General features: G+C 66.6%; 14 protein-coding genes. 3 read left to right on the forward strand and 11 right to left on the reverse strand.

The window, feature by feature from the left end:
* Positions 1-36: 36 nt before the first annotated feature.
* From B2X67_RS08030 to B2X67_RS08065, 8 genes are all read right to left on the reverse strand, one after another.
* Positions 37-612: an isochorismatase family cysteine hydrolase gene (locus tag B2X67_RS08030; RefSeq protein ID WP_286785177.1), complete on the reverse strand. Its 576-nt coding sequence runs from the start codon at positions 610-612 to the stop codon at positions 37-39.
* Positions 613-679: 67 nt separating this feature from the next.
* Entirely contained in the window at positions 680-1,657 is a 978-nt protein-coding gene (gene rlmF / locus B2X67_RS08035) for a 23S rRNA (adenine(1618)-N(6))-methyltransferase RlmF (protein ID WP_286785178.1), read from the reverse strand.
* Positions 1,658-1,775: 118 nt separating this feature from the next.
* Positions 1,776-3,605 carry an SLC13 family permease gene (locus B2X67_RS08040; RefSeq protein WP_286785179.1) on the reverse strand — a complete coding sequence of 610 codons (1,830 nt, stop codon included), beginning with the start codon at positions 3,603-3,605 and terminating at the stop codon, positions 1,776-1,778.
* Between the two features lie 33 nt (positions 3,606-3,638).
* Positions 3,639-3,935 carry a winged helix-turn-helix domain-containing protein gene (locus tag B2X67_RS08045; protein WP_286785180.1) on the reverse strand — a complete coding sequence of 99 codons (297 nt, stop codon included), beginning with the start codon at positions 3,933-3,935 and terminating at the stop codon, positions 3,639-3,641.
* Positions 3,936-4,019: 84 nt separating this feature from the next.
* Positions 4,020-6,854: a valine--tRNA ligase gene (locus B2X67_RS08050; RefSeq protein WP_286785181.1), complete on the reverse strand. Its 2,835-nt coding sequence runs from the start codon at positions 6,852-6,854 to the stop codon at positions 4,020-4,022.
* Between the two features lie 135 nt (positions 6,855-6,989).
* A complete protein-coding gene (locus tag B2X67_RS08055) occupies positions 6,990-7,457 on the reverse strand; it encodes a DNA polymerase III subunit chi (RefSeq protein WP_286785182.1) in 468 nt (155 codons plus the stop codon).
* Positions 7,458-7,465: 8 nt separating this feature from the next.
* Positions 7,466-7,894 (reverse strand): DNA polymerase III subunit chi, encoded by a 429-nt coding sequence (locus tag B2X67_RS08060; protein ID WP_090227056.1) that lies wholly within the window; start codon positions 7,892-7,894, stop codon positions 7,466-7,468.
* Positions 7,895-7,944: 50 nt separating this feature from the next.
* Positions 7,945-9,435, reverse strand: a complete 1,491-nt coding sequence (locus B2X67_RS08065) for a leucyl aminopeptidase (RefSeq protein WP_286785183.1) — start codon at positions 9,433-9,435, stop codon at positions 7,945-7,947.
* Positions 9,436-9,792: 357 nt separating this feature from the next.
* Here B2X67_RS08065 and B2X67_RS08070 point away from each other — a divergent pair, with 357 nt between their 5' ends.
* The gene (locus tag B2X67_RS08070; protein ID WP_273232131.1) at positions 9,793-10,059 is read left to right on the forward strand and encodes a PepSY domain-containing protein; all 267 of its coding nucleotides are present in this window, start codon (positions 9,793-9,795) and stop codon (positions 10,057-10,059) included.
* Between the two features lie 42 nt (positions 10,060-10,101).
* On the opposite strand, the gene B2X67_RS08075 is transcribed toward B2X67_RS08070, so the two are convergent.
* On the reverse strand, positions 10,102-10,941 hold the full coding sequence (locus B2X67_RS08075) for a DMT family transporter (RefSeq protein ID WP_286785184.1): 840 nt from the start codon (positions 10,939-10,941) through the stop codon (positions 10,102-10,104).
* Positions 10,942-11,224: 283 nt separating this feature from the next.
* On the opposite strand from B2X67_RS08075, the gene lptF reads away from it, so the two are divergent.
* Complete coding sequence (gene lptF, locus B2X67_RS08080) at positions 11,225-12,343, forward strand: LPS export ABC transporter permease LptF (RefSeq protein ID WP_090227066.1); 1,119 nt, start codon at positions 11,225-11,227, stop codon at positions 12,341-12,343.
* The gene (gene lptG / locus B2X67_RS08085; RefSeq protein WP_282342606.1) at positions 12,336-13,397 is read left to right on the forward strand and encodes an LPS export ABC transporter permease LptG; all 1,062 of its coding nucleotides are present in this window, start codon (positions 12,336-12,338) and stop codon (positions 13,395-13,397) included. The genes lptF and lptG overlap by 8 nt, the downstream gene beginning before the upstream one ends.
* Before the next feature lie 9 nt (positions 13,398-13,406).
* On the opposite strand, the gene B2X67_RS08090 is transcribed toward lptG, so the two are convergent.
* A complete protein-coding gene (locus B2X67_RS08090; protein WP_282342604.1) occupies positions 13,407-13,901 on the reverse strand; it encodes an RDD family protein in 495 nt (164 codons plus the stop codon).
* A 96-nt stretch (positions 13,902-13,997) separates the two neighbouring features.
* Positions 13,998-14,210, reverse strand: a complete 213-nt coding sequence (locus B2X67_RS08095; protein ID WP_090227075.1) for a cold-shock protein — start codon at positions 14,208-14,210, stop codon at positions 13,998-14,000.
* Between the last annotated feature and the right edge of the window lie 224 nt (positions 14,211-14,434).

Consider the following 14,434-nt stretch of genomic DNA (forward strand, 5'->3'; position numbering starts at 1 on the left):
CAGCCCCTAGTGTTTCACAGGCGCGCCCGGCCTGGGTCAATCCAGCTGCGCCAGTTGCTCCAGGGTGACCGTGCTGGCGATGCTGCCGAGCAGGCGGATCGAGTCGACGTGATCGGCCAGGGTCGCGGCGGCGCAGGCTTCCTCGAGGATCAGCACCTCGAAGTCGCGATCGTGGGCATCGCGGGCGGCGCTCTGGATCGCCATCGCCGTGCTCACCCCGGCGAGCACCACGCGGGTCACGCCGCGGGCGCGCAGGGCCGGCTCCAGGCCGGTGCCGTGGAAGGCGTTGACGCGTGGTTTGACCAGCACCATGTCGGCCAGCGCGGATTCCAGCACTGGGTGGAATTCGGTGCCTGGCGAGCCGATCTCCAGCACGCCCATTTCCTTCGCGTTGCCGAACAGCCGGGAATGCCTGGGCAGGTTCGGATACCCCTTGTCGAAGCCGACCTTGACCAGCACCGAGAGCCAGCCCTTGCGCCGTGCGATGGCCAGCGCGTGGTTGGCCTTGGCGATCACGTCGCGGTCGATGACCTGCTGTGCGGCGGCGGCCATCCTGCCGCTGGGATGGGTGATGTCGACGATGTAGTCCAGGCCGATGAATGCGGTAGTCATGCGTACTCCATTTTTCGGGGAACACCCTCATTGGATACGCGCCGCGCGGATGATTCACCGCAGCGGTTCAGCCAGCCGACGACCGTTCACCTTGCCCGCGTGCGTCGTGCCACGCCTGCCGTTGCGCCGCGTCGTGGAAGGTCCAGGCGACGAAGCGGCTCTGCTTCTGGCCCTGCGCCATCTCCATCGTGCGTTGCTGGCGCACGCCGGCGCGTTTCAACGCGGCGCTCACCGCCGGCAGGTTGGATGCCTTGGACACCAGCGTGCTGAACCACAGCACCTGGCTGGCGCAGGCGGCGCTCTCGGCGATCAGCCGGCTGACGAAGGCCACCTCGCCGCCCTCGCAGTACAGCTCGTTGCTCTGCCCGCCGAAGTTCAGCGTCGGCAGCTGGCGGCTCGGGTCGAGCTTGCCGAGGTTGCGCCATTTGCGCTGGCTGCCGCGCGTGGCCTCGTCGCGCGAGGCATGGAACGGCGGGTTGCACAGCGTCAGGTCGAAGCGCTCGTCGGCGTGCAGCAGGCCCTGGAGAATCTGTTCCGGGCGTTCCTGCAGGCGCAGCGCGATGGCCTTGTCCAGGCGATTGCTGCGCAGGATCACCTCGGCCGCCTTCAGCGCCACGCGGTCGATGTCCGAGCCGAGGAACCGCCAGCCGTAGTCGGCGTGGCCGAGCAGCGGGTAAATGCAGTTGGCGCCGCAGCCGATGTCCAGCACACGCACCCCGGCGCCGCGCGGGATTTCACCGCCGTTGTCGGCGGCGAGCAGGTCGGCGAGGCCGTGCAGGTAGTCGGCGCGGCCGGGAATCGGCGGGCACAGGTAGCCGGGCGGGATATCCCAGTGGGCGATGCCGTAAAGCTGCTTGAGCAGCGCCCGGTTGAACACCTTCACCGCCTCCGGGTTGGCGAAGTCGATGCTCTGCTTGCCGTACGGATTGAGGATGACGAAGGCCGCCAGCTCCGGGCTGCTGGCGATCAGCTTTGGAAAGTCATAGCGACCCTGGTGGCGGTTGCGCGGGTGCAGCAGGGGCTTGGCGGCGGGCTTGTTCGGCATGGCGGGTTATCGGTTGGCGCGGCGGGGCATTGTCCCACAAGCCGCGCCGGCCGCGCTGTATCACCGCATCGCCATCACGCCGCCCTGCGTAGGGTGCGCCGCGCGCACCGTCACCGCGCTAGAACGGAAACAGCCAGGGCACCATCGCCACGCTGACCGCCATCACCAGCAGGGTGAAGGGCACGCCGACGCGGACGAAATCGCCGAAGCGGTAATGCCCCGGCCCCAGCACCAGGGTGTTCACCGGCGAGGAGATCGGCGTCATGAACGCCGCCGACGCCGCCAGTGCGACGATCATGGCGAACGGGTAGGGCGAGGCGCCGAGGCGTTCGGCGGTGCTCAGCGCGACCGGCGCCATCAGCACCGCGGTGGCGGTGTTGGAGATGAACAGGCCGATCAGCGCGGTGACTAGGAACAGCCCGGCGAGCAGCGCGCGCGGGCCGGCGTCGCCCAGCGCGCCGACCAGGCCGTTCACCGCCAGCTCGATGCCGCCGGTTTTCTGCAGCGCCAGGGCGAAGGGCAGCATGCCGACGATCAGCAGCAGGCTCTGCCAGTGGATCGCCTTGTAGGCGCTGTCCATGTCGATGCAGCGGAACGCGCCCATCAGCAGGCAGCCGATCAGCGCGGCGATCACGTTCGGCACCAGGCCGCTGACCATCAGCGCCACCATCACCGCCAACGCCAGCAGCGCGTGCGGCGCCTTGCGCGCGGCCGGCGCCACTTCGTCCACTTCCGCCGGCAGGCTGAGCACGAGGAAATCCCGCCCCAGGCTCTGCAACCGGTGGATTTCCTTCCAGGCGCCGGCCACCAGCAGGATGTCGCCGGTCTTCAGCTTCTCGTCCACCAGCAGGCCGTCGAGCGCCTCGCGGTTGCGCCGCAGGCCGACCACGTTGAGCTTGTGGCGGCTGCGGAACCCCAGTTCCTGGATGGTCTTGCCCGGCAGCTCGGAATCCGGCGGCAGCGCCACTTCGGCCAGTCCGAGCACATGGGAGTGGATGCTGTAGTAGGAGGTCTGCAACGGCAGCGGCTCCAGGCCCAGTTCGTCGTAGGCGCCGAGCAGGGCGATGGCCGGGCTGGCCAGGTCGATCAGCAGGATGTCGCCGGGCAGCAGCTCGGTGTTGCCGGTGGCCATCAGCAGCAGGCTGCGGAACTTGTGCTGGCGCTCGACCGCGATCACGTTTATGCCGTACTGCTGGCGCAGCTCCAGCTCGTTCAGCGCCTGGTTCGCCAGCCGCGAGTCGGCGCGCACGCGCAGGCGCCGCTCGCGTTCGCTCAGGCGATAGCTCTGCGCCAGGTCGGCGAGGGTGCGCCGGGCGTCCTGCTCGCCGTTCTCCGAGGCGCGACTGCCCAGCCAGCGCCGCGCCAGCAGCAGGTAGCCGATGCCCAGGGCGAGTATCGTCAGGCCGATAGGCGCGAAGGCGAAGAAGCCGAAGCCGGCCTGTCCCTCGCGCACCAGCTCGGCGTGCACCACCATGTTCGGCGGCGTGGCGACCAGCGTCAGCATGCCGCTGATCAGCCCGGCGAACGCCAGCGGCATCAACAGGCGGCTGGCCGCCACGCGCATCCGCGCGGCGACGCCGAGAACAACCGGGATGAAGATCGCCACCACACCGGTGGAACTCATCACCGAGCCGAGCCCGGCGACCATCAGCATCAACAGCACCAGCAGGCGCGTCTCGCTGCTGCCGGCGCGGTGCACCAGCCAGTCGCCGAGGCGATAGGCGATGCCGGTGCGCACCAGGCCGTCGCCGATGACGAACAGCGCGGCGATCAGCAGCACGCTGGGGTCGCTGAACCCGGCGAGCACTTCGTGCAATTCGAGAATTCCGGCGAGCGGCAGGGCGACGATCATCAGCAGCGCGACCACGTCCACCCGTGGCCGATTGCGCACGAACAGCGTGATGCACAGGACGAGCAGGGCGAGGACCAGCAGCAGTTCCTTATTCATCGTCGGACGGTCGAATGGCGGGCGACGATGGGCTCACGGGTACTCCAGGACCGCTTTGATCATCGGCAGGTGCCGCTCGATCCAGGCCTTGTCGATGGCGCCCCAGTCACGAATCTCGTAGCGCCCGGCGTTGTTGCGCTCGCCTTCCTGCTGCTCGAAGGCGCACTCGATATCCAGGTCGGCCAGCGCCGCCAGGGTGTCCTGCGCGGTGCGCCGCGGCATCCCGGTAGCCTCCGTCAACGCCGGCACGCTGGTCGCCGCGCCGCTGTCGATCAGCCAGGCGACGTAGAGGCGACGGTAGAAGCTGGTCTTGGTCTTGCTGACGTCCATTCCGAGTGTCCTTGTATGCCTCTGGAGCAGGCGGTTCGCCGCCGGCCTAATGCACAAGGCCCGCGGGTGCGGGCCTTGGCGTCGTTACAGGCTGGCGATCTTCTGCCGCTGTTCGGCGAGGTTGGCCAGCGCCTGTTCGGCTTCGGCGAGTTTGGCGCGCTCCTTGTCGATGACGTCGGCGGGCGCCTTGTCGACGAAGCCGGCATTGGACAGCTTTCCGCCGATGCGCTTGACCTCGCCCTCCAGGCGCTGGATTTCCTTGTCCAGGCGCGCCAGTTCCGCAGCCTTGTCGATCAGGCCGGCCATCGGCACCAGCACCTGCATGTCGCCGACCAGCGCGGTGGCGGACATCGGCGCTTCCTCGCCGGCGGCGAGCACGCGCACCGATTCCAGCTTGGCCAGCTTGTTCAGCAACGGCGCGTTGTCGTTCAGCCGGCGCAGGTCCTGCTCGCTGGCATTGGCGACGATGATGTCGATGCGCTTGGCCATGGAGATGTTCATTTCGCCACGGATCTGCCGCACGCCGAGCATCAGCGTCTTGACCCACTCGATGTCGCCTTCGGCGGCAGGGTCGATGCGGCTTTCGTCGGCCACTGGCCAGGGTTGCAGCATGATCGTCTCGCCGCTGACGCCGGCCTGCGCCTTGATGCGCTGCCAGATTTCCTCGGTGATGAAGGGCATGAACGGATGAGCCAGACGCAGGATCACTTCCAGCACGCGCACCAGCGTGCGGCGGGTGCCGCGCTGGCGCTCGAGGGGCGCGTTCTCGTCCCATAGCACCGGCTTGACCAGCTCCAGGTACCAGGCGCAGTACTCGTCCCAGACGAATTCGTAGAGCGCCTGGGCGGCCAGGTCGAAGCGGAAGGCGTCGAGCTGGCGGGTGACTTCGGCTTCGGTGCGCTGCAGCGCGGAGATGATCCAGCGGTCGACCGAGGACAAGTCCACGGCTTCGCCATTCACGCCGGTGTCCTGGCCATCGGTGTTCTCGATGACGAAGTTGGCGGCGTTCCACAGCTTGTTGCAGAAGTTGCGGTAGCCCTCGACACGGCCCATGTCGAACTTGATGTCGCGCCCGGTGGAGGCCAGCGAGCAGAAGGTGAAGCGCAGCGCATCGGTGCCGTAGCTGGCGATGCCTTCGGGGAACTCGGCCCTGGTCTGCTTGGCGATCTTCTCGGCCATCTTCGGCTGCATCAGGCCGCTGGTGCGTTTCTCCAGCAGCGCGTCCAGCGAGATGCCGTCGACGATGTCCAGCGGGTCAAGCACGTTGCCCTTGGACTTGGACATCTTCTGGCCCTGGCCGTCGCGGACCAGGCCGTGGACGTAGACGGTCTTGAACGGGATCTGGCCGGTCAGGTGGGTCGACAGCATGATCATCCGGGCGACCCAGAAGAAGATGATGTCGAAGCCGGTGACCAGCACGTCGGTGGGGTGGAAGGTCTTCAGGTAGTCGGTCTGCTCGGGCCAGCCGAGGGTCGAGAAGGTCCACAGCCCGGAGCTGAACCAGGTGTCGAGGACGTCGTCGTCCTGGCGCAGCAGGACCTCGCTGCCCAGCCCGTGCTTCTCGCGCACGTCCATCTCGTCGCGGCCGACGTAGACGTTGCCCAGTTCGTCGTACCAGGCCGGGATGCGGTGGCCCCACCAGAGCTGACGGCTGATGCACCAGTCCTGGATGTCGCGCATCCAGCTGAAGTACATGTTCTCGTACTGCTTGGGCACGAACTGGATCTCGCCGCCCTCGACCGCGGCGATGGCTTTCTCCGCCAGCGGTTTGGTGGAGACGTACCACTGATCGGTCAGCCAGGGTTCGATGACGGTGCCGGAGCGGTCGCCCTTGGGTACTTTCAGCGCGTGGTCTTCGATCTTCTCCAACAGGCCCATGGCCTCGAACTCGGCGACCAGCGCGCGGCGCGCGGCGAAGCGGTCCATCTGTGCGTAACCGCTAGGGAGGCTCGCGTCGACCTCGGTGTTCGGCTTGCCGTCGATGTCGAACACCTGCGCGCTGGCCAGCACGGCGGCGTTCTTGTCGAAGATGTTGATCAGCGGCAGGCCATGGCGCTTGCCGACCTCGTAGTCGTTGAAGTCGTGGGCCGGGGTGATTTTTACGCAGCCGGTACCGAACTCGGGGTCGCAGTAATCGTCGGCGATGATCGGGATCAGGCGGTTCACGATGGGCAGTTGAACCTGACGGCCAATCAGGTGCTGATAGCGCTCGTCATTCGGGTTCACCGCGACCGCGGCGTCACCCAACAGGGTTTCCGGGCGGGTGGTGGCGACGACCAGGTAGTCCTTGCCATCGGCGGTCTTCGCGCCGTCCATCAGCGGGTAGCGCAGGTTCCACAGGTGGCCTTTCTCGTCGTGGCTTTCCACTTCGAGGTCAGAGATCGCGGTGTGCAGCTTGGTGTCCCAGTTGACCAGGCGCTTGCCGCGGTAGATCAGGCCGTCCTCATGCAGGCGCACGAAGGCTTCCTTGACCGCTTCGGAGAGGCCGTCATCCATGGTGAAGCGCTCGCGCGACCAGTCCACCGAGGAACCCAGGCGGCGGATCTGCCGGCTGATGTTGCCGCCGGACTCGGCCTTCCACTGCCACACCTTGTCGAGGAACTTCTCTCGGCCGAGGTCGTGGCGCGACAGGCCCTGAGCGCCGATCTGGCGCTCCACCAGCATCTGCGTGGCGATACCGGCGTGGTCGGTGCCCGGCTGCCACAGGGTGTTGCGGCCCTGCATGCGGCGGAAGCGGATCAGTGCATCCATGATCGCGTTGTTGAAGCCGTGCCCCATGTGCAGGCTGCCGGTGACGTTCGGCGGCGGGATCATGATGGTGTACGGCTCGCCGGCACCCTGAGGAGCGAAATAGTTGTTCGCTTCCCAGGTCTGGTACCAGGAAGTCTCGATGGCGTGCGGCTGGTAGGTCTTGTCCATGCGGTGCGGGACTCTTGAAAGCGGCTGATCAGGAAAGCCGGCAAGTATAAAGGGGATGGCGGGCAGGGCCTAGGCACGCGGAGCCAGGCTGCCGCGTGCGGACTGTTGCGCGGCGATGGCGCGTTTTTGCGGCGTTCAGCGCTTGCGTTGCGCCAGCAGACGATCCAGACGGGCGTCGAGGCGACGGCGCAGTTCGGCTTCGATCTGCGGCACGAAATCATCGATCACGTCCTGCAACAGCAGCTGTGCGGCGGACCGCAGCTCGCCGTCCAGGCGCGCCAGCTCGGCGGCGCCCGGCGAGAGGTGGCGGCCCAGGCTCTGGGCGATCTCGGCCTGCTGCACGGGCGTTTGGGCGAGCTTCGGCTGCGCCAGCGGCACCACCGGTGGTGTCGGGGTGACCGGTGCCTGCGGAGCTTGCATGAGCGGTACGGGGGCCGGCTCGGGTTCTTCCTCGACGACCTCGCTGAGCAGGGGGATCTCCGGTGCATCCAGCGAATCGGTCAGCAGCGGCGGTTCCTGGTCCGGCGGCGTGAGTACGCGGCGGATCGACTCGAGTTCGTCGAGCAGGTGGGCGGGCTTGCGAGGAGGTTGATGGCTGTCCATGGATGGCTTCAAAGGCGAGGCAGGCGGTGGTCCTGCGGAGGATAGCCGCGCTCCCGGTAGAAACGGAAACTCTCGCGGGCCGCCTGACGGATGGCGGGATCTTCCACCACCAGCTCGGCGACCCGGGCGAAGCGCTCGAAAAACGCCGGCACGGCCAGGTCGAGGTTGATCAGCAGATCGCAATGCGCCACGGGCGCATCGCCCAGGCCCAGGGCGATGGGAGCCTGGCTGTCGTCTTCGGCCAGCCCGTGCGGAACGAAGGCCTCGCCCTTGAACGTCCACAACCGCGCATCCAGTGCCTCGCGCTGTTCGGCGTTCTGGCAGTGCAGGTAGATGCGATGACCGAGGCGCCAGGCCTTTTCGCTGAGCTTGCAGGCGAACTCCACCCGGGCCGCCGGATCGGCGGTGGGGAGCACGTAGAAATCGATCTGGGGCATGGGATTCTCGTCGTGCTGCCCGACGCCTCGCGGCGCCGGGCAGCGGGCACTCAGCCCTGGGTGCGATCCAGCAGGTATTGCGTCAGCAGCGGAACCGGGCGGCCGGTGGCGCCTTTCTCCTTGCCGCCGCTGATCCAGGCGGTGCCGGCGATGTCCAGGTGCGCCCACTTGTAGGCCTTGGCGAAGCGCGACAGGAAGCAGCCGGCGGTGATGGTGCCGGCCTTCGGCCCGCCGATGTTGGCGATGTCGGCGAACGGGCTGTCGAGCTGCTCCTGGTATTCGTCGAACAGCGGCAGCTGCCAGGCGCGATCGTCGGCGCGGCGACCGGCGTCGAGGACCTGCTCGATCAGAGCGTCGTCGTTGCCCATCAGGCCCGAGGTGTTGCTGCCCAGGGCGACGATGCAGGCGCCGGTCAGCGTGGCCAGGTCGATGACCGCCTGCGGCTTGAAGCGCTCGGCGTAGGTGAGGGTGTCGCACAACACCAGGCGGCCTTCGGCGTCGGTGTTGAGGATTTCCACGGTCTGCCCGCTCATGGTCGTGACGATATCGCCAGGGCGCGTGGCGCGGCCGCTGGGCATGTTCTCGGCGCAGGCCAGCAGGCACACCAGGTTGATCGGCAGCTGCAGTTCCAGCACCGCGCGCAGGGTGCCGAACACGCTGGCGGCGCCGCACATGTCGTACTTCATCTCATCCATGCCGGCGGCCGGCTTGATGCTGATGCCGCCGGTGTCGAAGGTGATGCCCTTGCCGACCAGCGCGTAGGGCTGCTCGCCCTTCTTGCCGCCGTTGTACTGCATGACGATCAGCCGCGGGGGCTGCTCGCTGCCCTGGGCGACGGCGAGGAACGAGCCCATGCCGAGCGCCTTGAGCTTCTTCTCGTCGTGGATCTCGACCTTCAGGCCGGGATAGGTCTTGCCGAGCGACTTGGCCTCTTCGGCCAGGAAGCTTGGCGTGCACAGGTTCGGCGGCAGGTTGCCCAGATCCTTGGTGAAAGCCATGCCGGTGGCGATGGCGCGGGCGTGAACGATGCCGCGCTCGACCTCGGCCTGGGCGGGCTTGTCGGTGATCAGGGTGATCTTCTTCAGTGGGCGCGCTTCGGCCTTCTGGCTCTTGAAGCGATCGAACACGTAGGTGCCGTCGGCCAGGGTTTCCACGGTCAGGCGGGCCTTGCCATAGGCGTCGCGGTTCTTCACCTCGAGGTCGCCCAGGGCGAAGGCCGCGTCGGTGCCGCCGAGGCCCTTGAGCGCCGCGTGCGCAGCGCCCACCAGCTTGCGGAACTGGCGGTCGGAAAGCGGGCTTTCCTTGCCGCAGCCGACCAGCAGCACGCGCTCGGCCTTGAGGTTGGGCAGGCTGTGCAGGAGCAAAGTCTGGCCCGGCTTGCCGGCCAGGTCGCCGCGCTTGAGCAGGGTGGCGATGGCGCCGCCGCTCGCCGTATCGACCGCCTGGGCGAGGTTGCCGAGTACGCGGCCTTCGCCGACGGGAATCACCAGGGTGGCGGTTTTTACGGTTTCCGGGCGAGCGCTTTTGACTAGGAATTCCATCGAGATTTGTCCCCGAGACAAGGTGTCTGATGTGCAGGAAGGCGACAGCGCATGGGGCCACCGCGTGATCCGGAAGATGCCGCGAAGACCGTCGATGCCTTTGGTCCGGTGGCAGGACGACGGTCGTGGAGCGAGTCAGTCATGGCCTGTCCGGGGATGCGCTGATCCGTCCGGACGGGTGCTCACCCCAACCTGCGCCGGCGTGTCGCGGTGTGCTCCGTATCCTACTGTCGTGGCGCGCGGATGCCCAGCCTTGGCGTAGCGGATCGCACGGGGATGGAACCCTTGGCGCGCGAGTAGCCTCCAACTGCATGACGCCGCCAAGGTGTCTCCCCATAACGGAAACGGAGGCTTTCCATGCTCAAGCACACTCTCACTGCCACCCTGGCAGCTGCCGCCGCACTCACCGCCGGAATGGCCCTGGCCGATCGTCCGGGCGCCGATTGGATCACCATCGACCAGGCGCTGGCGAAAGCCAAGGCCGCCGGTTACACCCAGGTCCACAAGATCGAGGCCGACGACGGCGGTTACTGGGAGGGAGAAGGCGTGAAGCAGGACGGCAAGGTCTACGAGTTCCGCGTCGATGGCAAGACCGGCGACGTCACTCGTGACAAGCTGGACTGATCGACCGCGCCAGCCGAAGGGCCCCGCCACTGCGGGGCCTTTTCATGTGCGCGTGCGGCTGCCGAGCACCAGCGCGATGCCGCCGAGCACCGCGATCGACACCAGCAGCAGGCGCAGCGTCAGGGTTTCGCCCAGTAGCAGGCTGCCGCCCAGGGCGGCGAGGATGGGTACGCTGAGTTGCACCGTCGAGGCCTGCAGCGCGCCCAGGCCGCGCAGTGCGGTGTACCAGATGGCGTAGCCGACGCCCGAGGCGAGCGCGCCGGAAAGCAGGGCATAGGTCACCCCGGGCAGGTCCCAGTCGCGCCGGGTGACGAGCGCCAGGCAGAGCAGCACGGCGAAGGGAATGGCGCGCAGAAAATTGCCGGCGGTGGCGGCGAGCGGGTCGGCGACGCCGCGTCCGAGCAGCGAATAGAGCGCCCAGGCGAGGCCGGCGAGCAGCATCAGCAGCGCGCTGCCGAGGGGCGGCGCACTGGCCCCCGGCAGCAGGAGCACAAGCAACCCGCCAAGCGCGAGCAGCAGGCCGAGTGTCGCCCAGCGGCCAAGACGTTCGCCGCGCATCACCCCGTAGAGCAGCATGCTCGACTGCACGGCGCCGAACAGCAGCAGGGCGCCGACGCCGGCGTCCAGTTGCAGATAGGCAAAGGAAAACGCCGCGGCATAGGTGAACAGGGCGGCAGCGCCGGACCAGCTACCGTGGGGTTTGCCTCGCGAGCGGCGTACCTGCAGGAGCAGGCTCAGCATCAGTGCGCCGGCGAGGAGGCGCAGCCCGGTGAAACTGGCAGCATCGATGGCAGTGTGTTTGAGCGCCAGGCGGCAGAGCAGTGAGTTGCCGGCGAAGGCGAGCATGGCGAGGCTGGTCAGCGATAGCGTTCGGGCGTTCATCTCGTCTCTGCGCAGAGTCCGATCGGGCTACGCTGGAGTCTATGCGTCGGGGCTCGGGTTCGCGCCTGGCCAAAGGTAGAGGGTGGCTCGTTCATCGGTAGAAGATCGCCGGTTGCGCCGGCCGCAGGCGAGCGGGAGGATAGCGATCCGAGTTCGCCGTGACACTCGCGCGCAATCGCAGGATAATGCCGGCCTCTTTTTAAATCGGCCGCCCGTGGGCGTGCCGGCCGCGGGTGGCGCACTGGGTTGCCGCCCGAGCCCGACAACCCTGGAGTGGTCTGGTTTGATCGTCTTTCGTTACCTGTCCCGAGAGCTGCTGATTACCCTGAGCGCGGTCAGTGCGGTGCTGCTGGTGATCATCATGAGCGGGCGCTTCATCAAGTACCTCGCCCAGGCTGCCCAGGGCTTGCTCGATCCGGGCGTGCTGCTGCTGATCATGCTCTACCGGATGCCCGGTTTCCTCGAACTGATCCTGCCGCTGGGGCTTTTCCTCGGCATCCTGCTGGCCTACGGACGGCTCTACCTCGACAGCGAAATGACCGTGCTGGCAGCCACCGGCATGAGCCAGCAGCGTCTGGTGGCCTACAGCCTCGCGCCGGCCACCGTGGTCGCCCTGCTGGTGGCCTGGCTGAGCATGGGCCTGGCGCCCCAGGGCATCGGCCAGGTGGCGCGCATTCTCAACGCACAGGACGCCCTCACCGAGTTCGATACGCTGGAGCCGGGGCGCTTCCAGTCCATGCGCGACGGGTCGCGGGTCACTTACACCGAGACCCTGTCGGAGAATCGCGACGCGCTGGGCGGGCTGTTCATCTCCGAGAAGCAATTGTCCCGCGACAAGGCCAAGGAACGCGGCATCACCGTGCTGGTGGCCGAATCCGGGCGCCAGGAAATACGCGAGGATGGCAGCCGTTACCTGATCCTGAAGAACGGCTACCGCTACGACGGCAACCCCGGCGAGGCCAATTACCGCGCGATCCGGTACGACACCTACGGCGTGCTGCTGCCGCGCCCGGAGGTCAGCGCCGAAATCAGCGATCGCGAGGCGATCCCGACCTCGCAGCTGTTCGGCAGCGACAACATCCGCTACATCGCCGAACTGCAATGGCGTCTGTCGATTCCGCTGCTGGTGTTCGTCATCACGCTGCTCGCCGTTCCGCTGGCGCGGGTCAATCCGCGTCAGGGGCGCTTCCTCAAGCTGCTGCCGGCGATCCTGCTCTACATGGCCTATCTGTCGCTGCTGATCGCCATGCGCGGCGCGCTGGACAAAGGGCGGATTCCGCCGGCGCTGGGGCTGTGGTGGGTGCATCTGCTGTTCTTCGCCATCGGCATGCTGATGCTTTATTGGGAATCGTTGCGCCTGAAACTGGCGGCGCGTCGTGCTGGAGCTGCGACCCATGGTTAAGTTGGATCGCTACATCGGCACCAGCGTGTTCTTCGCCATCCTCAGTGTGCTCGGCGTGATCGTCGGCCTCGCCCTGCTGTTCGCCTTCATCGACGAGCTGGGCGATATCGAGGACAGCTATGGCCTGCTCGACGCGGCCTGGTACGTGCTGCTGACCGCGCCGCGGCGAATCTACGAGATGCTGCCGATGGCGGCGCTTATCGGCTGCCTCATCGGTCTCGGCACGCTGGCCAGCAACAGCGAGCTGACCATCATGCGTGCGGCCGGGGTGTCGATCGGGCGGATCGTCTGGTCGGTGATGCGGCCGATGCTGATGCTGATGGTCGTCGGCATCCTGATCGGCGAATACCTCGCGCCGCAAACCGAGAACCAGGCTCAGTCGTTCCGCGCGATGGCCCAGGGCAGCGGTGACGCGCAAAGCGCCAAGCACGGCCTGTGGCATCGCCAGGGCAACGAATACGTGCACATCAACGCCGTCCAGCCCAGTGGCATCCTGTATGGGGTGACACGCTACCGCTTCGACAATCAGCGTCACCTGCAATCATCCAGTTTCGCCCGCCAGGCCCACTACAACGGCGACCACTGGCAGCTGCAGGACGTGACCACCACGCTGTTCAAGGAGCGCAGCACCGAGGTGAAGACGACCGCGGAGGAGCCCTGGGATATCGAGCTCAGCCCGCAGATGCTCGGGACCGTGGTGATGGAGCCGGACGCGCTGTCGCTCGTGGGGTTGTGGAAGTACATCGGCTATCTCGCCGATCAGGAGCTGAACAACCAGCGCTACTGGCTGGCGTTCTGGAGCAAGCTGCTGCAACCGCTGGTAACCGCCGCGCTGGTGCTGATGGCGATCAGTTTCATCTTCGGTCCGCTGCGCTCGGTGACCCTCGGCCAGCGCATCTTCACCGGCGTGCTGGTGGGCTTCGTGTTCCGCATCGCCCAGGATCTGCTCGGTCCATCGAGCCTGGTGTTCGGCTTCTCGCCGTTGCTGGCGGTGCTGGTGCCGGCCGCGATCTGCGCGCTGGCCGGTGGCTGGTTGCTCAGGCGCGCGGGCTGAGGCAGGCGCTCACTTCTTGTGAATGTGCTTGGGCAGCCGCACCACCTGGCTGTCCGAGTAGATGTCGTGCCAGCTGCGCTTGCGCTTGTCCCAGAGGATCCACAGGTAGCCGAGCCCGCCGAGCAGCCAGGAGCCGATGGCGATCACGAAGCGCAGCAGGGCCTGCCACAGGCTGACCGCCGAGCCGTCCGCGTTCTGGATGCGGAGCCCCCAGACCTGCATGCCGAGCGTCTGTCCCGAGTGGGTCCAGAACTTGGCGAAGAAACCGAACAGCGCGAACACCAGCAGCGTCGACAGCAGCGGGTCGCCGTCCAGCGCGCCAGAGTCGGTGAGGCGCTTGGTCTCGTCGACGCCGTAGATGCCCATCAGTGCCAGCTTGTAGGCGAAGGCAACGACGATCAGCAGCGCGACGCAGAGCAGGAAATCGTAGAACAGCGCGGCAAGGCGGCGGCCAAGGCCGGCGGGAGGAAACTCGCCTTGCGGACGGAGCAGGTGTTTCGGCATGTGGATGGGCTCGCTGGATAAAGCGCCATTCTAGTGAATGGCGCGCACAAAAAAGCCCCTGATGTCACCATCAGGGGCTTTTTCTTGCGAAGGCGATTAGGCCAGGATTTGAACCTGGTCAGCTTGCATGCCTTTCTGGCCTTGGACGGCCACGAAGCTAACTTTCTGGCCTTCTTTCAGGCTCTTGAAGCCGTTACCTTCGATTGCACGGAAGTGAACGAACAGATCCGGGCCGCTTTCGGGAGTGATGAAGCCGAAGCCCTTCTCGTCGTTGAACCACTTAACGGTGCCGTTTTGACGATTCGACATGTCTTATTTCCTTGAAACTAGAGTTGATGGCAGCCTCTACGACAATAGAGGGCTGGAACTGGTTGCAAAGAGTAAGAGAAGTCGAGCGGGATGTAGCGGATCTTAGGATCTACTGCACCAGGTCACGATTCAACAGCGACCCATGCAAACACAGTGGGCACACTCTACGCTAACTCCCGGGCCGTTGCCAACCCTGGAATGCGTGGTTTTTGCTGCCTGGGACG

The sequence above is a fragment of the Pseudomonas sp. UBA3153 genome, from assembly GCF_002364635.1.
GTDB classification, from domain to species: Bacteria; Pseudomonadota; Gammaproteobacteria; order Pseudomonadales; family Pseudomonadaceae; genus Pseudomonas_O; species Pseudomonas_O kuykendallii.